The 17,210-nt window shown below is 70.9% G+C and carries 17 protein-coding genes; 5 read left to right on the forward strand and 12 right to left on the reverse strand.

Features of this window, described 5'->3' with window-relative positions; all coding sequences use genetic code 11:
* Nucleotides 1–46: 46 nt before the first annotated feature.
* The 7 genes from AC07DF_RS37520 to clpS form a co-directional block, all read right to left on the reverse strand.
* A complete protein-coding gene (locus AC07DF_RS37520) occupies nucleotides 47–997 on the reverse strand; it encodes a PLP-dependent cysteine synthase family protein (protein ID WP_478981374.1) in 951 nt (316 codons plus the stop codon).
* 6 nt (nucleotides 998–1,003) lie between these two features.
* The gene (locus AC07DF_RS37525) at nucleotides 1,004–1,282 is read right to left on the reverse strand and encodes a MoaD/ThiS family protein (RefSeq protein WP_184593209.1); all 279 of its coding nucleotides are present in this window, start codon (nucleotides 1,280–1,282) and stop codon (nucleotides 1,004–1,006) included.
* Between the two features lie 116 nt (nucleotides 1,283–1,398).
* Nucleotides 1,399–1,494 (reverse strand): putative leader peptide, encoded by a 96-nt coding sequence (locus AC07DF_RS37530; protein WP_311125941.1) that lies wholly within the window; start codon nucleotides 1,492–1,494, stop codon nucleotides 1,399–1,401.
* 122 nt (nucleotides 1,495–1,616) lie between these two features.
* On the reverse strand, nucleotides 1,617–2,039 hold the full coding sequence (locus AC07DF_RS37535) for a M67 family metallopeptidase (RefSeq protein WP_184593211.1): 423 nt from the start codon (nucleotides 2,037–2,039) through the stop codon (nucleotides 1,617–1,619).
* Between the two features lie 134 nt (nucleotides 2,040–2,173).
* Nucleotides 2,174–3,598 (reverse strand): amino acid permease, encoded by a 1,425-nt coding sequence (locus AC07DF_RS37540; RefSeq protein ID WP_478981378.1) that lies wholly within the window; start codon nucleotides 3,596–3,598, stop codon nucleotides 2,174–2,176.
* Between the two features lie 364 nt (nucleotides 3,599–3,962).
* Entirely contained in the window at nucleotides 3,963–4,571 is a 609-nt protein-coding gene (locus tag AC07DF_RS37545; protein WP_478981380.1) for a DUF2017 domain-containing protein, read from the reverse strand.
* 32 nt (nucleotides 4,572–4,603) lie between these two features.
* Nucleotides 4,604–4,912 (reverse strand): ATP-dependent Clp protease adapter ClpS, encoded by a 309-nt coding sequence (clpS, locus tag AC07DF_RS37550; protein ID WP_478981382.1) that lies wholly within the window; start codon nucleotides 4,910–4,912, stop codon nucleotides 4,604–4,606.
* A gap of 115 nt (nucleotides 4,913–5,027) precedes the next feature.
* Between clpS and AC07DF_RS37555 the strand changes: the two genes are divergently transcribed.
* Nucleotides 5,028–6,425 (forward strand): nicotinate phosphoribosyltransferase, encoded by a 1,398-nt coding sequence (locus tag AC07DF_RS37555; protein WP_478981384.1) that lies wholly within the window; start codon nucleotides 5,028–5,030, stop codon nucleotides 6,423–6,425.
* 115 nt (nucleotides 6,426–6,540) lie between these two features.
* The gene (locus AC07DF_RS37560) at nucleotides 6,541–7,131 is read left to right on the forward strand and encodes an isochorismatase family protein (RefSeq protein ID WP_478981386.1); all 591 of its coding nucleotides are present in this window, start codon (nucleotides 6,541–6,543) and stop codon (nucleotides 7,129–7,131) included.
* A 369-nt stretch (nucleotides 7,132–7,500) separates the two neighbouring features.
* Here AC07DF_RS37560 and AC07DF_RS37565 read toward each other — a convergent pair whose 3' ends face one another.
* Together AC07DF_RS37565 and AC07DF_RS37570 are read right to left on the reverse strand one after the other, a co-directional pair.
* Nucleotides 7,501–7,842, reverse strand: a complete 342-nt coding sequence (locus AC07DF_RS37565) for a hypothetical protein (protein WP_382494589.1) — start codon at nucleotides 7,840–7,842, stop codon at nucleotides 7,501–7,503.
* A gap of 122 nt (nucleotides 7,843–7,964) precedes the next feature.
* A complete protein-coding gene (locus tag AC07DF_RS37570) occupies nucleotides 7,965–10,325 on the reverse strand; it encodes an immune inhibitor A domain-containing protein (RefSeq protein WP_478981389.1) in 2,361 nt (786 codons plus the stop codon).
* 405 nt (nucleotides 10,326–10,730) lie between these two features.
* Between AC07DF_RS37570 and AC07DF_RS37575 the strand changes: the two genes are divergently transcribed.
* Nucleotides 10,731–11,009, forward strand: a complete 279-nt coding sequence (locus AC07DF_RS37575; protein ID WP_478981571.1) for a hypothetical protein — start codon at nucleotides 10,731–10,733, stop codon at nucleotides 11,007–11,009.
* Between the two features lie 23 nt (nucleotides 11,010–11,032).
* Here AC07DF_RS37575 and AC07DF_RS37580 read toward each other — a convergent pair whose 3' ends face one another.
* Nucleotides 11,033–11,707, reverse strand: coding sequence for an RDD family protein (locus AC07DF_RS37580; RefSeq protein WP_478981391.1), 675 nt, complete (start codon nucleotides 11,705–11,707; stop codon nucleotides 11,033–11,035).
* 76 nt (nucleotides 11,708–11,783) lie between these two features.
* On the reverse strand, nucleotides 11,784–13,448 hold the full coding sequence (locus tag AC07DF_RS37585; RefSeq protein WP_478981393.1) for an RDD family protein: 1,665 nt from the start codon (nucleotides 13,446–13,448) through the stop codon (nucleotides 11,784–11,786).
* Nucleotides 13,449–13,678: 230 nt separating this feature from the next.
* Here AC07DF_RS37585 and AC07DF_RS37590 point away from each other — a divergent pair, with 230 nt between their 5' ends.
* Complete coding sequence (locus tag AC07DF_RS37590; protein WP_478981395.1) at nucleotides 13,679–14,089, forward strand: SsgA family sporulation/cell division regulator; 411 nt, start codon at nucleotides 13,679–13,681, stop codon at nucleotides 14,087–14,089.
* Between the two features lie 11 nt (nucleotides 14,090–14,100).
* On the opposite strand, the gene AC07DF_RS37595 is transcribed toward AC07DF_RS37590, so the two are convergent.
* A complete protein-coding gene (locus tag AC07DF_RS37595; protein ID WP_478981397.1) occupies nucleotides 14,101–15,516 on the reverse strand; it encodes an FAD-binding oxidoreductase in 1,416 nt (471 codons plus the stop codon).
* Nucleotides 15,517–15,608: 92 nt separating this feature from the next.
* Between AC07DF_RS37595 and AC07DF_RS37600 the strand changes: the two genes are divergently transcribed.
* Nucleotides 15,609–17,057, forward strand: coding sequence for a tetratricopeptide repeat protein (locus AC07DF_RS37600; RefSeq protein WP_478981399.1), 1,449 nt, complete (start codon nucleotides 15,609–15,611; stop codon nucleotides 17,055–17,057).
* Nucleotides 17,058–17,210 lie beyond the last annotated feature (153 nt).

The raw sequence follows: 17,210 nt of genomic DNA on the forward strand, positions 1-17,210 counted from the left end.
AGAAGGGCTGGAGCGCGATGGCTCCAGCCCTTCTTGTCGGTGTGCGCTACGCCCAGAGCTGCCCCTGGAGCGTCTCGATGGCCTCCTCCGTGGTGGCCGCCGTGTAGACGCCCGTCGACAGGTACTTCCAGCCGCCGTCCGCGACGACGAAGACGATGTCGGCCTGCTCACCGGCCTTCACGGCCTTCTTGCCCACGCCGAGCGCGGCGTGCAGCGCGGCGCCCGTCGAGACACCGGCGAAGATGCCCTCCTGCTGGAGCAACTCCCGGGTACGGGTGACCGCGTCGGCCGAGCCGACCGAGAAGCGGCTGGTGAGGACGGAGGCGTCGTACAGCTCGGGGACGAAGCCCTCGTCGAGGTTGCGCAGGCCGTAGACCAGGTCGTCGTAGCGCGGTTCGGCCGCGACGATCTGGACGTCCGGCTTGTGCTCGCGCAGGAAGCGGCCCACACCCATGAGCGTGCCCGTGGTGCCGAGGCCCGCCACGAAGTGGGTGACGGAGGGCAGGTCGGCGAGGATCTCCGGGCCGGTCGTGGCGTAGTGGGCGCCCGCGTTGTCCGGGTTGCCGTACTGGTAGAGCATCACCCAGTCGGGGTGCTCGGCGGAGAGTTCCTTGGCGACGCGCACGGCGGTGTTGGAGCCGCCCGCGGCCGGGGAGGAGATGATCTCGGCGCCCCACATGGCCAGCAGGTCGCGGCGCTCCTGGGAGGTGTTCTCCGGCATCACGCAGACGATGCGGTAGCCCTTGAGCTTGGCCGCCATGGCCAGCGAGATGCCGGTGTTGCCCGAGGTGGGCTCCAGGATGGTGCAGCCCGGGGTGAGGCGGCCGTCCTTCTCCGCCTGTTCGATCATGTGCAGGGCCGGGCGGTCCTTGACCGAGCCGGTCGGGTTGCGGTCCTCCAGCTTCGCCCAGATACGGACGTCGGAGGACGGCGACAGCCGCGGCAGGCGCACCAGGGGGGTGTTGCCTACCGCGGCCAGGGGTGAGTCGTAGCGCATCGGTGATCAGACCATGCCGCCGGCCACGGCCGGCAGGATCGTGACGTTGTCGCCGTCCGACAGCTTGGTGTTGATGCCGTCGAGGAAGCGGACGTCCTCGTCGTTCAGGTACACGTTGACGAAGCGGCGCAGCTGGTCGCCGTCGACGATGCGGGCCTGGATGCCGGCGTGCCGGGTCTCGAGGTCGGTGAACAGCTCGGCGAGGGTGTCACCGCTGGCCTCCACCGCCTTCTGTCCGTCGGTGTACGTGCGGAGGATGGTCGGGATGCGGACCTCGATGGCCATGGCTTCAGGGCTCCTGTCGGGAGTAGTCAGTCGGGGCGCGCGGCAGCGCAGGAACGGCGGGGTGGTGCGTGGGTGCGGCGCCGCGGCTCACGGCCGTACGGCGGCAGGGACCCGCGTCAACAGATGGCGCTGGCGAGCCTGCACAGGTCGACGTGCAGCCGCGCCACGAGCAGCTCGCCCGGCGTCTTGTCGCTCACGTCGTGGAAAACCATGGGGTCATCGTATCGATTCCCGGTCCGGGTACTGGAATGTGATCCCACATCGCGGACGGTTCCCGGCCGGGGAGTGAGACCGCACTGCTCAGGGCTTGTTCAGGGGCTTGCTTCAGGCCTGCTCAGTACGCCTCGACGACCTGGACCTCTTCTTCCGTGACCTCGCCCTCGACGATACGGAAGGAGCGGAACTGGAACTCGCCGGCCCCGTCGGTGTCGGCGGTGGAGACGAGGACGTAGTGGGCGCCCGGCTCGTTCGCGTAGGAGATGTCGGTGCGGGAGGGGTAGGCCTCGGTCGCCGTGTGGGAGTGGTAGATGACCACCGGCTCCTCGTCGCGGTCGTCCATCTCGCGGTAGAGCTTGAGCAGATCGCCGGAGTCGAACTCGTAGAACGTGGGCGACATGGCCGCGTTCAGCATCGGGATGAAGCGCTCGGGGCGGTCCGAGCCCGCCGGGCCCGCGATCACGCCGCACGCCTCGTCGGGGTGGTCCTTGCGCGCGTGGGCGACGATCTGGTCGACGAGGGCCTGGGTGATGGTCAGCATGCTGGTCAGGATAAGCAGAAGGGCCGTTCCGTACCGAGGGTTGGTACGGAACGGCCCATATGCCGGACGCCCTGAGCGGCAGCGGCGGGGAGTGCCACGAGTACTCCCCGCCGCTGGGCGTCCGGGGCGGGATGTCAGCCGACCTTTTCGAACTCCGGGTCGCGGCGTTCGGCGATCTGCGGGTTGCGGCGCTTGAGGATCGCCCAGCCGACGCCGAGGGCGACGGCCCAGCCGGCCGCGACGTACAGGCAGATCCGCGCGTCCTTGTCATACGCGATCATGAAGGTCACGCCGATGAGGAAGAGGAGCGCGACCCAGCTGAACAGCGCTCCGCCGGGGGCGGGGAAGGACGAGGCGCGCAACCGGCCCGCGTCGACCGCTGCGCGGTAGCGGATGTGGCTGACGAGGATCATCATCCAGGTCCAGATGCCCGCCGCGGTGGCGACGGAGGTGACGTAGAGGAACGCCTTCTCCGGGACGACGTAGTTCAGGACCACGCCGATGCCCATGAGCGCCACGGAGACCGTGATGCCGACGGCGGGCGTCTTGCGGGCGTTGAGCTTGCCGAAGGCCTGCGGGGCCTCGCTGTTGGCGGCCAGGTCGCGCAGCATGCGGCCGGTCGAGTACATGCCCGAGTTGCAGGACGACAGGGCCGCGGTGAGCACCACGAAGTTGACGATGCCCGCGGCGAGCGGGATGCCGATCTCGCCGAACGCGTGGACGAAGGGGCTCTCGCCGGCGGAGAACTCGGTCCACTTGACGACGGAGAGGATCACCAGCAGCGCGCCGACGTAGAAGACGATGATGCGCCAGGGCAGCGTGTTGATGGCCTTGGGCAGGGTCTTCTCAGGGTTCTCGGACTCGCCCGCGGTGACGCCGACGAGCTCGACGGCGAGGTAGGCGAACATGACGCCCTGGAGCGTCATCAGGCTGGAGCCGATGCCGTTCGGGAAGAAGCCGTCGTGCGACCAGAGGTTGGAGACGGTGGCGGTGTCACCGGCGTCGGAGAAGCCGAGGGTGAGCACGCCGAGGCCGATGACGATCATGCCGATGATGGCCGTGACCTTGATCATCGAGAACCAGAACTCGACCTCGCCGAAGATCTTGACGGAGATCAGGTTGACGCCGAAGAGCACCACCAGGAACGCCAGGGCGCTGACCCACTGCGGGATCTCCGGGAACCAGAAGTGGATGTAGATCGCGGCGGCCGTGAGTTCGGCCATGCCGGTGACCACCCACATGAGCCAGTACGTCCAGCCCGTGACGAACCCGAAGAACGGGCCGAGGAACTCGCGGGCGTACTCGGCGAAGGAGCCGGAGACGGGCCGGTAGAGGAGCAGCTCGCCCAGCGCCCGCATGATGAAGAAGATGACGACGCCCGCGAGGGCGTACATGAGGATGATGCTGGGGCCGGCCTTGGCGATGTTCGCTCCGGCGCCCATGAACAGGCCGACGCCGATGGCGCCGCCGATGGCGATCATCTGGACCTGGCGACTGCCGAGTCCGCGCTCGTAGCCCTCTTCGGGGACGTTTTCCGTGTCGACCTGCGCAGAGGTCATGTGTGGTGCGCCTTTCTCCATGCCGACCCGGGCCTGCGTCGGCCTCGGATCGGGTCTCGATCCCCCCGGAATGATGGAGCTGAGCCGGCCCCGGAAGGCCGCTCGTGCCTGGCCGACGGTTGTCGGCTCGGTGGCGCACCCGGCCGGACATTCGGGTGGTGTCGGCCGGGCGGTCGTGAAGATTTATCACGGCCGCAACATTGATCACATGGCTGATTTGTGACGCACCACACAGGGAGAACCGGACAAAGCGCCGTCGAAGACGGCATAGAAGGCGGGCGTGGTGACGCGATCGTTATCCGGATTTGAGTGTCCCCTGAGCGAACACCGATCGGTCACCCGCCGGTCACAAGACCTGCACTGATCAGGGCATAAGCGTTCCGACCAGCGTCTCCTGGAGTCCACCCAGCCAGAGGTAGGCCATCACCATCGGCTTGCGCGGGTCCTCGTCCGGGAGGCGATAGAGGAGGTCGCTGTCCTCCTCGTCGGTGATTTCCAGCCGCGAGCCGATCGCGAGCCGCAGATCGTTCAGAGCGCCCAGCCACTGCTGGGACTCCTCCGGCGACAGCTTCAGCACGGCACCGCCCTCGCCGGCCGAGGCCGAGGAGAGCGCGTCCAGGGAGCGGATCACCGCGAGGGCGCTGTCCCGCTTGCCGGCCCGCAGGTCGTTCTCGGTGTAGCGGCGGAATTCCGAGGAGTACGCCCGCTGCTCCTCGGCGTCACGGGGCGAGGCGGGCCGCTCGGGGTCGCTGTAGGCGTCCGGGAAGAGCCGCTTGAGCACCGGATCGGCGGGCGGCTCACTCGGGCCCTCCGCGAACAGCTCGGCGAGCGGGTCGTCGGGGGTGTCCTCGGCGGGGCCGGGGCCGATGAGCTCCAGGAGCTGGACGGCCAGCGACCGGATGATGGAGATCTCGACGTCGTCGAGGGCGACGGCCGCGCCGCCGCCGGGAAGCGGTTCGAAGGTTCCGGGCATGAACGCCTTTTCGCTGCTGGGCGGGCTGCTGGCTACTTGCGGTCCTGCTGGAGAGTGGCCCACAGGCCGTAGCCGTGCATGGCCTGCACGTCGCGCTCCATCTCCTCGCGGCTGCCGCTGGAGACGACCGCCCGGCCCTTGTGGTGGACGTCGAGCATGAGCTTGGTGGCCTTGTCCTTGGAGTAGCCGAAGTACGACTGAAAGACGTAGGTCACATAGCTCATGAGGTTGACCGGGTCGTTGTGGACGATGGTGACCCAGGGGACGTCCGGCTCGGGGACGGCGAAGACCTCCTCCGCCGACTCGGTGCGTTCGATCTCCAGGGGTGCGGGTGACGTCACATGCCCATGCTGCCACCCGAGGGGGGTAGTCGCACAAACGGGCCTGGAAGCAAGGCGATCGCGTCGCCGGGAGGCGCAATCGTCAGATTGACGAAATGGGGGTAGCATCCCTGCCATGAACACAGCGGACCTTGGGCTGCCGAAAGAAGAAGGGCGCGAAGCGCTTCCCCGGAAGGGTGGCGGTGGGCGACGGGTGGGCGTTCCCTCGACGGCGCTCTTCACGGACCAGTACGAGCTGACGATGCTGCGGGCCGCGCTCGCGGCGGGCACGGCCGAGCGGCGGAGCGTGTTCGAGGTCTTCACCCGGCGGCTGCCGAACGGGCGCCGCTACGGCGTCGTGGCGGGCACCGGGCGGGTGCTGGACGCGGTGGAGAACTTCCGCTTCGACCCGGGCGTCCTCGGCTTCCTGCGCGAGCGGGAGATCGTGGACGAGCAGACCCTCGAGTGGCTCGCCGGCTACCGCTTCAGCGGGGACATCTGGGGCTACCCCGAGGGGGAGGTGTACTTCCCGGGCTCGCCGATCATGCGGGTCGAGGGCACCTTCGCCGAGTGCGTGATGCTGGAGACGGTGATCCTTTCGATCCTCAACCACGACTCGGCGATCGCCGCGGCGGCCTCGCGGATGTCGTCGGCCGCCGGTGACCGGCCGCTGATCGAGATGGGCGCCCGGCGCACGCACGAGCTGGCGGCGGTGGCGGCCTCCCGGGCCGCGTACGTCGGCGGCTTCGCGACCACCTCTGACCTGGCCGCCGGGTTCCGTTACGGCATCCCGACCGTCGGCACCTCCGCGCACGCCTTCACCCTGCTGCACGACAGCGAGCGGGACGCCTTCCAGGCGCAGGTGAACACGCTGGGCCGGGGCACGACCCTGCTCGTCGACACGTACGACGTCGCCGAGGCGGTCCGGACGGCCGTGGAGGTCGCCGGCACCGACCTGGGGGCCGTACGGATCGACTCCGGCGATCTGCTGCTGGTGGCGCACCGGGTGCGGCAGCAGCTGGACGAGCTGGGCGCGACGGGAACGAAGATCGTCGTGACCTCGGACCTGGACGAGTACGCGATCGCCTCGCTGGCGGCGGCGCCGGTGGACGCGTACGGCGTCGGCACGCAGCTGGTGACCGGCTCCGGGCACCCGACGTCCTCGATGGTCTACAAGCTGGTCGCGCGGGCCGAGTCCACCGACCCGAAGGCACCGCTGGTGTCGGTGGCGAAGAAGTCGACCGGGGGCAAGACGTCGGTGGGCGGGCGCAAGTGGGCCGCGCGGCGGCTGGATACGTACGGGGTCGCCGAGGCCGAGGTGATCGGGACGGGGCCGGTGCCGGCCGGGCTGGCGGACCGGCAGCTGCTGGTGGAGCTGGTCAAGGGCGGCGAGGTGGTGGCGCGCGAGCCGCTGGACACGGCGCGCGAGCGGCACACGGCGGCGCGCGCGGGGCTCCCGATGTCGGCCACGCAGCTCTCGCGCGGGGAGCCCGTCCTTCCCACGGAGTACGTGCACGGCGCCTCGGGTAGCTAATTGCGGTGTGCCGCGATGCGCCGACCCGTACCCCTCCCGCCCTCGCCCCCTCTGTCAATAGGCTCGGAAGTGCACCGGCCGGGCTTGCCGACCTCATAGCCGAAGGACACCGACCATGCGCCGCGCCTTGATCGTCGTAGACGTGCAGAACGACTTCTGCGAGGGGGGCAGCCTCGCGGTGGCCGGTGGTGCCGATGTGGCTGCCGCCGTCACGGAGCTGATCGGGCAGGCGGCCGGGTCCGGCTACCAGCACGTCGTGGCCACCCGCGACCACCACATCGCTCCCGGCGGCCACTTCTCCACGAACCCGGACTTTGCCCACTCCTGGCCCGCGCACTGCGTCGCGGGCACGGAGGGTGTCGGCTTCCACCCGAACTTCGCCCCCGCGGTCGCCTCCGGCTCGATCGATGCCGTGTTCGACAAGGGGGCGTACTCGGCGGCGTACAGCGGCTTCGAGGGGGCGGACGAGAACGGCACGAACCTGGCCGACTGGCTCCGCTTCCGCGAGGTGACCGAGGTGGACGTGGTCGGCATCGCCACGGACCACTGCGTCCGCGCCACGGCCCTGGACGCGGCCCGGGAGGGCTTCCGCACCCAGGTCCTCCTGGACCTCACGGCAGGTGTCTCCCAGGAAACCACCGAGCGAGCCCTGGAGGAGCTGCGCGAGGCGGGCGTGGAGCTGACCGGGAAGCCGGTCGTCCAGTAGGAAGCGGCTGAGCCCGCCCCGGGCGGGGACGGGGCCGTGGACCGGGACCAGCCGCGAGCTGCTGCCGCCGACCGGCGAGGTCCGCCGACACCCCGGCAGGCGCGCGGGCCCCGTCGCCACGGGCCGCCAGGCGGACCCGGGGGCCTGTCCGGCCAGGCCGGCGGGGTGATCGCACTCGGCAGAGACGGCCCGACAAGCCCGGGCGTGACAGGTCCCGCCGCATTCCGCCGCGGGCGCCCCGGCCCTGAGTCCGGACGAGCACGTCCGGCCCCGCGGCTGACAGACGCGCCGACTGTGGCCCGGGCCGATCACGACAGGGCGGCGCGCGGCCGGGCGGGTGTGGGCCCGCTCCCAGGGGGCGTCCCGGCGTCAGGTCTGGGCTGTCGGGCGTCTCAGGAGGGATCTGATCGGGCGCCACAGCTCCGTGGTGAGGTCCGGGGTCAGGACACCGTTGTCAGGGGCCGTGCGCCATATGAGCCCGTCGGGGTGGTGGAGGACCGCCGTGACCTCGTCGGGGGTCGGCGGCGCGGCGTTGCCCCGCAGGTAGACCGCCCTCAGGCCCAGATTGCGGAGCCTGGTCAGGGCTCGGGCGCGGTTGGCCGAGTGGACGAGCACGCGGACGGAGCCGGGGCCGTCGGCGGCGGGGCTGGGCAGATTCAGTGCCACCACCACCGTGCCGTTCGGCAGCTTGCAGAAGCCTCCTGCGGCCATGCGGTCATCCCCCCGTGTCGGTCGGTGTCAATAAGAGAACCACAGGACGCACCTAAACACGGATCGGCGGTGACCCGCCAGGGGGTCACCGCCGATCATGCTCTGAGCTGGGGAAACGCGTTTTACTTCGCTGCGGGGGCGACCTCGAGCTCGATCGTCGAGCCGTCCTTCGCCTCCTTGATGATCTTGATCTTCGTGTTGGTGTCAGTGATCTTGACGCCGCCGGTCTTGTTCGTCTCGTCGTAGTAGGTGTTCATGCGGTCGTTGAAGACCGAGACCCCCTTCGACGACTTGATCTTGGTCGCGACGTCCGCGTTGTGCAGCTTGATGCCGTCCGTGCCGTAGAGGCTGAAGGGCGAGTCGTAGGCCTGGATGCGGTTGCGCATCAGCGTGCCGTCGGACCACTTCATCGCCTTCGGGTGCGAGTCGATCGGCAGCAGCAGACCGGTGCCCGGGTGGACGCTGGTGTTGTTGTCCGCCTGGGAGGTGTCCCACTTCCAGATCAACAGACCGTTCTGGTACGGGTAGTGCTCCACCCAGTCCGGACGGGTCGTGGAGAAGCCGAAGTTGTACGGGCCGACCTTGAGGGTCTTGTCGTACGACACGTACTGGCGGTTCTCGGCGATGTAGTACTGCGCGTAGTCCTTGGTGAAGGACGCGCCCATGCGGGAGAAGCCCTTCGCCGTCCAGGCCGCGTCCGCGGACTCGGCGTCGTCGGAGAAGACGGCGGCACCGTCGGCGGTGACGGTGATGCGGTCGCCCGCGAAGCCCTTCATGGCCAGGCCGCCGTCGGTCTGGTAGCGGAAGCGCAGGTCGATCTTCTTGCCCGCGTAGGCGTCCAGCGGGAACGCCAGCTTCTTGTACGCGTCGACCGTGCCGGTCAGCGCCGGCTTGTCGCTGCCGTCACGCGGGATCGGCTGACCGTCCACCGTGCCGTCCAGGGCGGTCCAGTTGGCGCCGCCGTCGGTCGACACCTCGGCGTAGAGGTAGTCGTAGTTGGCCTCGATCTCGTACCAGCCGTCGAGGGTCAGCGACGCCGACTTCTTGCCGGTCAGGTCGACGGACCGGGTCAGCGTGTTCTTGAGGTCGTTGCCGCTGCCGCTCCACCACTGGGTGGCGCCCTGGGCCGGGGTGACCAGCTCGGTGGTGACGGCCTTCTTCGGCAGCTCCACCACGAGGCCCTGCTTGTGCTTGGTGTTGTACTCGGCGACACCCAGCTTGTGCCACGAGTTCGTCGCGGCCTTCGCGGTGTCGTACTTGAGCCAGCCCAGCTGCAGCTTGTCCCAGGCGGTCATGTCGCCGGGCAGGTCACCGATCTCGTTCTTGCCGGTGCCGAGCCAGGAGCCGGAGGACATCAGGGTCCAGAAGCCGGTGGAGTTGTCGCCGCCGCCGGTGGTGTCGTAGTGGTCCGGCAGGCCGAGGTCGTGGCCGTACTCGTGGGCGTAGACGCCGAGTCCGCCGTTCTCCGGCTGGACGGTGTAGTCGCCGACCCAGATGCCGGTGTCGCCGATCTTCGCGCCGCCGAGCTTGTTGTCCGCGGGGCCGGTGGCACCGGCGTCGGTGCCGAAGGCGTACCAGCGGTGGGCCCAGATCGCGTCGGTGCCCTGCGCGCCGCCGCCCGCGGACTCGTCCTCACCGGCGTGCACGACCTGGAAGTGGTCGATGTAGCCGTCGGACTCGTTGAAGTCACCGTCGCCGTCGAAGTCGTAGCGGTCCCACTGGTCGTACTTCTTGACGTCCGCCTTGATCTCGGCGTCGGTCTTGCCGGCCGCCTTCTGCTGGGCGACCCACGCGTTCAGACCGTCGCTGACGACGTTCCACACACTCGGGCAGTTGGTGTCACCGCAGGCGTTGTTGCCGTAACGGGCCTCGTTGTAGGGGACCTTGACCCAGTCGGAGACCTCGCCCTCGACCGAGTAGCGGCCGGAGGACTGCTTCTCGTAGTACTTCTTGACCGACTCGGTGTTCTTGCCGGTGCCGAAGTAGAGGTCCTCGAAGTACTTCTGGTTGTAGTCCGCCCGCCAGGCCGTGGAGTTGTCCTTCGTGCGGTCCGGCTTGGCTATCTTGTTGTGCAGCGGGCCCGGGGTGCCGCCGTACTTGCTGTCGATCTGGTCGCCGAACTCGACCAGGATCGTGAAGATCTTGTCGGTCTTCTCGCGGCCGAGCTCGACGTACTTGCTGTCGCCCTTCTTGCTCTTGAGCTGGACGACCTTGGAGCCCTCACGGTTCTTGACCGTGGACTTGCCGGATATGACCTGGTTCAGGGCCTCCTGGCGCTGCGCTTCCTGGGTCTTGCTCAGCGGGCCCTCGAGGTTGTGCTCGTCGTGCTTGTGCTCCGCCGGGTCGCGCCGGTCCACGGTGGTGGACCGGTCAGCGGAGGCGTCGTCGGCCTGGGCCACCGCATAGGTGGAGACGGTGGCGGTGGCCGCCGCGAGCGCCACACCGATGGCGGCCGCTCTGAACGTCCAGGGTCTACTGGTCACTTGAGTTCCTCCCCCGCGTCCGGGCGCGCGGAAGGAAGGGGGCCTGGTCGTGTCAAGGTCCGCGCGCGCGTGATCAACGCGTGTAGTCAAGTGACGACATTTGACTAGAGGTTAAGCAGAAAAGACAGACCTTGACTTGCACAAGTCAAGTGCACTATGCGGAGCCCACGTTCGTTTTGCGGACAACCAACCGCATGCCCACCTGGCAGCAGGCGCGCGCATATGTCCACTCCTTGGACGTCATGACCCCGTGCGCCCCCTGTGCTCCGGACCTGTTGATTAGGTCACGCTTACCGGCCGTTCCGCTCGGGCACCCTGCCCGTGAGAATGTCACTTGGCGGAACGCTCGGTATGCGGCGGAAAGCCAGGCCGACACCCCCGTGGACCCCCACTTTCGAGGACATGATGGCCATGCCCCGTCCGACTGCCGCACAGCTCGCCTACGGTTCGTGCACCGTGATCTTCTCGACTCTCGCCATGCTGCTGCTGTCACAGACGAGTTCGGGTCCGGGGATCACGATCATCGCCCTCGCGGCGCTCGCCCTCGGGCTGCTGGTCGCCATGACGGTGCCACTGCCCGGCAAACGCCGGACCGCGGTGGGACAGCCCGCCCCCGCGGAACCCGTACGGGCCTCGGTGCCCGCGCCAGTACCGGAGCCGGTGCGCGAGCGGGCGGCCTCCTGACCTCCCGCTGATTCCTCGCTGCCTCAACCGGTGCTGACCACGACCGTCTTGGCCGCTTTGTCGTGCAGGCCCTGCTTGTAGGGCCGGTCGAAGAAGCTCCAGCCGCCGCAGATCGCGGTCCAGACACAGGCGCAGCAGAAGGCGAACGGGATCCACAGCACCGCGGCACGCAACAGCGAGTTCTGCACGGAGGGCGTGTCGCCGTTGTCGAGGTTGGCCGCGCGCATGTGCAGCAGTTTCTTGCCGAGGGTCTGGCCGGTCCTTGCGGTCAGGACGGTGTCGTAGGCGATGTAGAGGACGGCGGCGACCCCCGACTGCCAGAAGGACTTGCTGACCTCGATGCGGTCGCTGTCCACGTCGTACTCGTTGACGTCGAAGCCCCAGGTGATCAGCCAGACGACGGCACCCACCAGGATCATGTCGATGATGCGGGCGAGCGTGCGCTTGCCGCTGTCGGCGAGCGGGGGCATGCCGGCCAGGGGGTCGGTGGGGTAGGAGCCGCCGCCGTACGGGTCTGCGCCGCCGTAGGGACCGCCCCCGGGGCCACCGGACGGCCCGCCGCCGCCCTGGTACGGCGGGGGTTCGCCGCCGTAGGGCGAGCCCGCGCCCCCGTCGGGCGGCTCGTTCGGGGGCCGCTTCCTGAACGGGTCGTCTTCCGGGGGCTGCTGCCCGGAGCCGGGGGGCGGTTCACTGCTCATGGGCCGAGTCGACCGCGAACCCCCCGCCTCCGCATCCGGCAGACGGCCGTCCGAGGTACGGAACCCTCCCGGCCGCTCAGCCCGCCACGAAGGTGTGGGCGGCCTTGTCGTGCCAGCACTGGCGCCACGGCTTGTCGAAGAGGCACCAGGCGACGCCGACGATCCCGACGACGAGGAGCCCGGGCACGCTGTAGACCAGCCAGCGGCGCAGGGCGGAGCCGAACTCCGGGGCCTCGTGGCCCTCGATGTCCCGCACCTCCAGCCCCATCAGCTTCTTGCCGAGGGTGCGGCCCCACTTGACGGTGGGCAGCACCTCGGAGACGACACCGACGAGCAGCAGGACGGCCACGATGATGCCGAGGTAGACCGACGTGGTGCCGTCGAGCAGCCAGACCGTGACGGTCTCGCCGGAGAGCTTGGCCGCGTCGATCTTCTCGTTGACGTGGTCGATGGCCATGGTGCCGAGCGGCACGGCGGCCGCGGCCGTGACGCCCAGGAGGACGACCGTGTCCAGCAGACGGGCGGCCAGGCGCTTGCCGAGTCCGGCGGGGCGGGCCGCCGCCTGGCGCCGGGCGGCCGCCTGGAACGGGTCCTCGGTCGGCGGCTTCCAGGGCGCGACGGGCTGCTCGTCACCGGTTCCGGCGAGCCGGTGCACCTGCTGGGCCCAGGACGACTGGCCGCCGCCGGGGCCCGCGCTGAGAGGGGTGGCCCCAGGCTGGGGTCCGCCGGACTGCGGGGGAACGGTGGGGGCCGCCTGGGGCCCGGACAGCGCCGTCGGGGCGGCCGCTGAGGACGGGGCGCCGACCGCCCCGGCACCGGCCTGCGCGGCGGCGGCGCGGGCGGCGGCCGCCTTGCCGGCGCCGAAGCCGCGCCCCGCTCCACCGGCCCCGGAACCTGCCGCACCGGGCTGCGCGCCGAAGGCTGGCCCCGCCGGGTTGCCACCGGCACCGGCCGGACCGGCCGGACCACCGAAGGCGGGTCCCGCCGGATTGCCACCGGAACCGGCCGAACCGGCCTGATCTCCGAAGGCGGGCCCCGCCGGGCCACTGCCGGCAGGACCGAAGCCAGCGGCACCCGGCGAGCCGCTGCCGGCAGGGCCGAAGCCGCCGGCTCCCGCGTCGCCGTCGGAGGCCGCCGGGGCCCCCGTGCCCTGGCGCGGTGAGACCGCGCGGAACGTCATCGTGCCCTCGTCGGGGGCGTCGGCGGATGTCGCCGCCCCTCCCCCGGACTTCGTCGGGCGGCGGAAGACGAACGTGCCGCCCGCGGACGCGGCGTCCGCCTCCTGGCCGGCGGAGTCGCCGTCGGGCCCGGGGTCGGCGTGCGGCACCCTCGGGTCGGATCCCTGCGCGGCGGCGGCCCCCTGTGCCCCCTGCGGGGCGCCCCATGAGACACGGCGGTCCTGGTCGCCGCCGAAGCCGGACTGGCGGGAGCGGTCGGCGCCCCAGGCGGACGCGGGTTCGGGACGGCTGCCGTGCTGCGCGTCGGCGGCGGACTGCTCCTGGACGGATTCCTCGGCCGGGTCCTCGTCGAAGAAGTGGGGGCCGGTCTCCTCGACGGCGGCGGAGCCGGACCCGGCACCGGCTGGCGGCGCGAGCGTCTCGCCGTCCTTGGGCGCCGGTCGGCTGGTGCCGGGCACCCAGGAGGCACCGTTCCAGTACCGGACATATCCGGGAATGGACGGGTCCGGGTAATACCCTTCGCGGGGCCTGTCGTCACCGGGGGCCGGGGTTGGGGCGCTCATGTCCGTCGGTCCCGTATCTGCTCGGGGGTCAACTGGGGGCCTCCACATCTATCAGACGAGCGCAAGCCCCACGGCCGCTCCCACCGGACCCACCCCATTCGAGCACCGATGTGCTACGCGCCGAGAGTCCTCGCGAAAATACTCGCGGATCCCGCGTAATGCTCCCGCCCCCGCCCGCTCTCTCCTCGTGACCGGCCCTCGGGGCCACCATCAGGAGAAGGGACACCGCCATGCGCACCGTGGTGGAACGCGAACTGGAGCTGAAGCTCGTCCTGTCGCCCGAGCGCGGGATCCCGGTACCGGCCCTGCTCGCATACCGCAGCGACGACCCGTACGCCGTCCACGTCACCTTCCACGTCACCTCCGAGCACCCCGTGCACTGGACGTTCGCCCGGGACCTGCTGGTGGAGGGCGTGTTCCGGCCGTGTGGACAGGGGGACGTGCGGGTCTGGCCGACCCGGGCCGACGGGCGCGGCATCGTCCTCATGGCGTTGAGTTCACCCGACGGGGACGCCCTGCTGGAGGCGCCGGCGGCCCCGGTGTCGGCCTGGCTGGAGCGCACCCTGCGGGTGGTCCCGCCGGGGACCGAGGGCGAGCAGCTCGGCATCGACGACGGGCTGGCCGGGTTGCTCGCCCAGTGAGGGCGGGCGGGTCAGAACAGCTTGCCCGGGTTGAGGATGTTCAGCGGGTCGAAGGCCTGTTTGACGGCCCGCTGCATCTCCAGCCCGACGGGGCCGATCTCGCGCGCCAGCCACTCCTTCTTCAGGACGCCGACGCCGTGTTCGCCGGTGATGGTGCCGCCGAGTTCCAGGCCGAGGGACATGATCTCGTCGAAGGATTCGCGGGCGCGCCGGGACTCGTCGGGGTCCGTCGCGTCGAAGCACACGGTCGGGTGGGTGTTGCCGTCGCCCGCATGGGCGACGACCCCGATGGTGAGCCGGTACTTCTCGGCGATCCGGTCGACCCCTTCGAGCATCTCGGCGAGCCGGGACCGGGGCACGCACACGTCGTCGATCATCGTCACGCCCTTGACGGCCTCCAGCGCGGTGAGCGACAGCCGCCGCGCCTGGAGCAGCAGTTCGGACTCGGCCACGTCGTCGGCCGGTACGACCTGGGTGGCGCCGGCGGCCTCGCACAGCGCGCCGACGGCGGCGAGGTCGGCGGCCGGGTCGGTGCTGTCGAACGCGGCGAGCAGCAGCGCCTCGGTGCTCTCCGGAAGGCCCATCTGCGCCAGGTCGTTGACGGCCTTGACCGTCGTACGGTCCATGAGTTCGAGGAGTGACGGGACGTGTCCGCCCTCCATGACACGGCACACGGCGTCGCAGGCGTCGGCCGCCGAGGAGAACTCGGCGGCCAGCACCAGCTGCTCGGGCGGCTTGGGGCGCAGCCCGAGGACGGCCCGTACGACGATGCCGAGCGAGCCCTCCGAGCCGACGAACAGCCGGGTCAGGTCGTATCCGGCGACGCCCTTGGCGGTGCGGCGGCCGGTGGACATGAGCCGCCCGTCGGCCAGCACCACGTCGAGGCCGAGGACGTACTCGGCGGTCACGCCGTACTTCACGCAGCACAGGCCGCCCGAGGCCGTGCCGATGTTGCCGCCGATGGTGCACATCTCCCAGCTGGAGGGGTCCGGCGGGTAGTACAGGCCGTGTTCGCCGACGGCGCGGGACAGGGCGGCGTTGATCACGCCCGGCTCGACGACGGCGATGCGGTCGACCGGGTTGATCTCCAGGATCCGGTCCATCTTCGTCAGGGAGAGCACGACGCAGCCGTCGGAGGCGTTCGCGGCTCCTGACAGTCCGGTGCGGGCGCCCTGCGGGACGACCGGGACGCGCAGGGCGGTGGCCGTGCGCATCACGTGCTGGACCTGCTCGACCGTGCGGGGCAGGACGACCACGGCCGGGGTGCCGGCCGGGCAGAAGCTCGCCATGTCGTTGGCGTAGGAGGCCGTGACGTCGGAGTCGGTGAGGACCGCCTCGGCGGGGAGGCCGTCGAGCAGGAGGTCGACCAGGTCGCCGGTCGTTTCGGCGTCCTCGGGGCTGCGCGCTTCGATACGGCTCATGATCACAGGTTCGCACCCGGGGCCATCGGTGTGAACCCCGTCTGCGGCACCCTTCGCCTGCCCGGGTGTGGTCGTCGTACTGACGCACAGTGAGCGCCATGGAGAACCATCAGGGAGGCCCGGAGCGACAGAAGAGCGGGAGTTCGAAAAGCCCCTTTCGCCGTCGGCGGGTGCGTGGTCGGCACGTGCTGATCGGCTCCGTCGCGGGATGCGCCGTGCTCGGCGGGGTGCTGGTGCTGTTGCCGTGGGACCGGCCCGCCCCGCCGGCTCCGCCGTCGCCGGGGGCGCAGGCCATGGCGGCGGTGTCCGGCGGAGTGCCGGCCGCGCTGCCCGGCCTGGCCGAGCTGATCGACGAGCGGGAGAAGCGGGTGCGGACGCACCCGAAGGACGCGCGGTCCTGGGCGGTGCTCGGTGCCGCATATGTGGAACAGGGGCGGCGGCTGGCGGACCCGGCCTACTACCCGCGGGCCGAGAAGGCGCTGCGTACGTCGCTGAAGGTGCGGCCGAAGCGGAACACCCGCGCCCTGGGCGGTCTGGCCGCACTGGCCAACGCCCGCCGGGACTTCGCCGCCGCGCGCCGGTGGGGTGAGGCGGCGCTGAGGCTCCAGCCGCGGCGCTGGACGACGTATCCGCCGCTCATCGACGCCTACACCGGGCTGGGCGAGCACCAGGCGGCCCAGCGGATGCTGGACCGGCTGACGGAGCTGCGCTCCGGGCCCGCCGTGCTGGCGCGGGCCGCCGCCGTCTACCGGGACCACGGCCGGCGGGAGGACGCGGCGGCCGCGCTGGCGGACGCGGCGGCGGGCGCGCACGCCCCGGCCGAGCGGGCGGCCTATCTGGAGCGGGCCGGGCAGCTCGCCTGGGAGCGCGGGGACCTTGAGGACGCGCTGCGGCACTTCCAGGAGGCGGTGCGTCTCGACCCGGACCAGCGGGCCGCGCAGGCCGGGCAGGGCCGGGCGCTGGCGGCCCTGGGCCGGACGACGGAGGCGCTGAACGCCTACCGGGTGGCGCTCGCCAAGCAGCCGTGCCCGCAGTACGCCCTGGAGCTGGGTGAGTTGTACGAGTCGCTGGGACTGCCTGAGGCGGCCCGGGTGCAGTACGACCTGCTGCGGGAGGGGGTGCGCGGGGCGACCGCGGCCGGGGCCGACGAGGAGCTGGTGCTGGGGCAGTTCGAGGCGGAACACGGCGATGCGAGGGCCGCGGTACGGCGGTTGCGGGCGGAGTGGCGACGGCAGCCGGGGACGGCGGTGGCCGATGCGCTGGGGTGGGCGCTGCACCGGGCCGGGGAGCACGAGGAGGCGCTGGTGTTCGCCCTGCGGGCGACGGAGGAGAAGCACTCGGGCGGGGTGCGCAGCGCGTTGTACATGTACCACCGCGGCATGATCGAGCGGGAGCTGGAGCGGTACGGCCCGGCGCGGCGGCACCTCGCGGAGGCACTGCGGATCAACCCACACTTCTCGCCGCTCCAGGTGCCCGCGGCACGGGCGGCAGGGGAGGCACTGGGCGAGCCACCGGACACGGAGGTGCCGGTCATGGACGGGGACTGACTCCGGGGTTGAGGCGGGGCTCGGGGCCGGGCGGGCGCCGGGGGCCGCCGGGCAAGCGCCGAGGGCCGTGCAGGCGCCAGGGCCGTCCGGACGCCAGGGGCCGTGTCATTGCCCGGGCCGATGCGAAGCCGGACCCGGCAGGCGCCGGGCCGA

Source organism: Streptomyces sp. NPDC044719, from assembly GCF_056433405.1.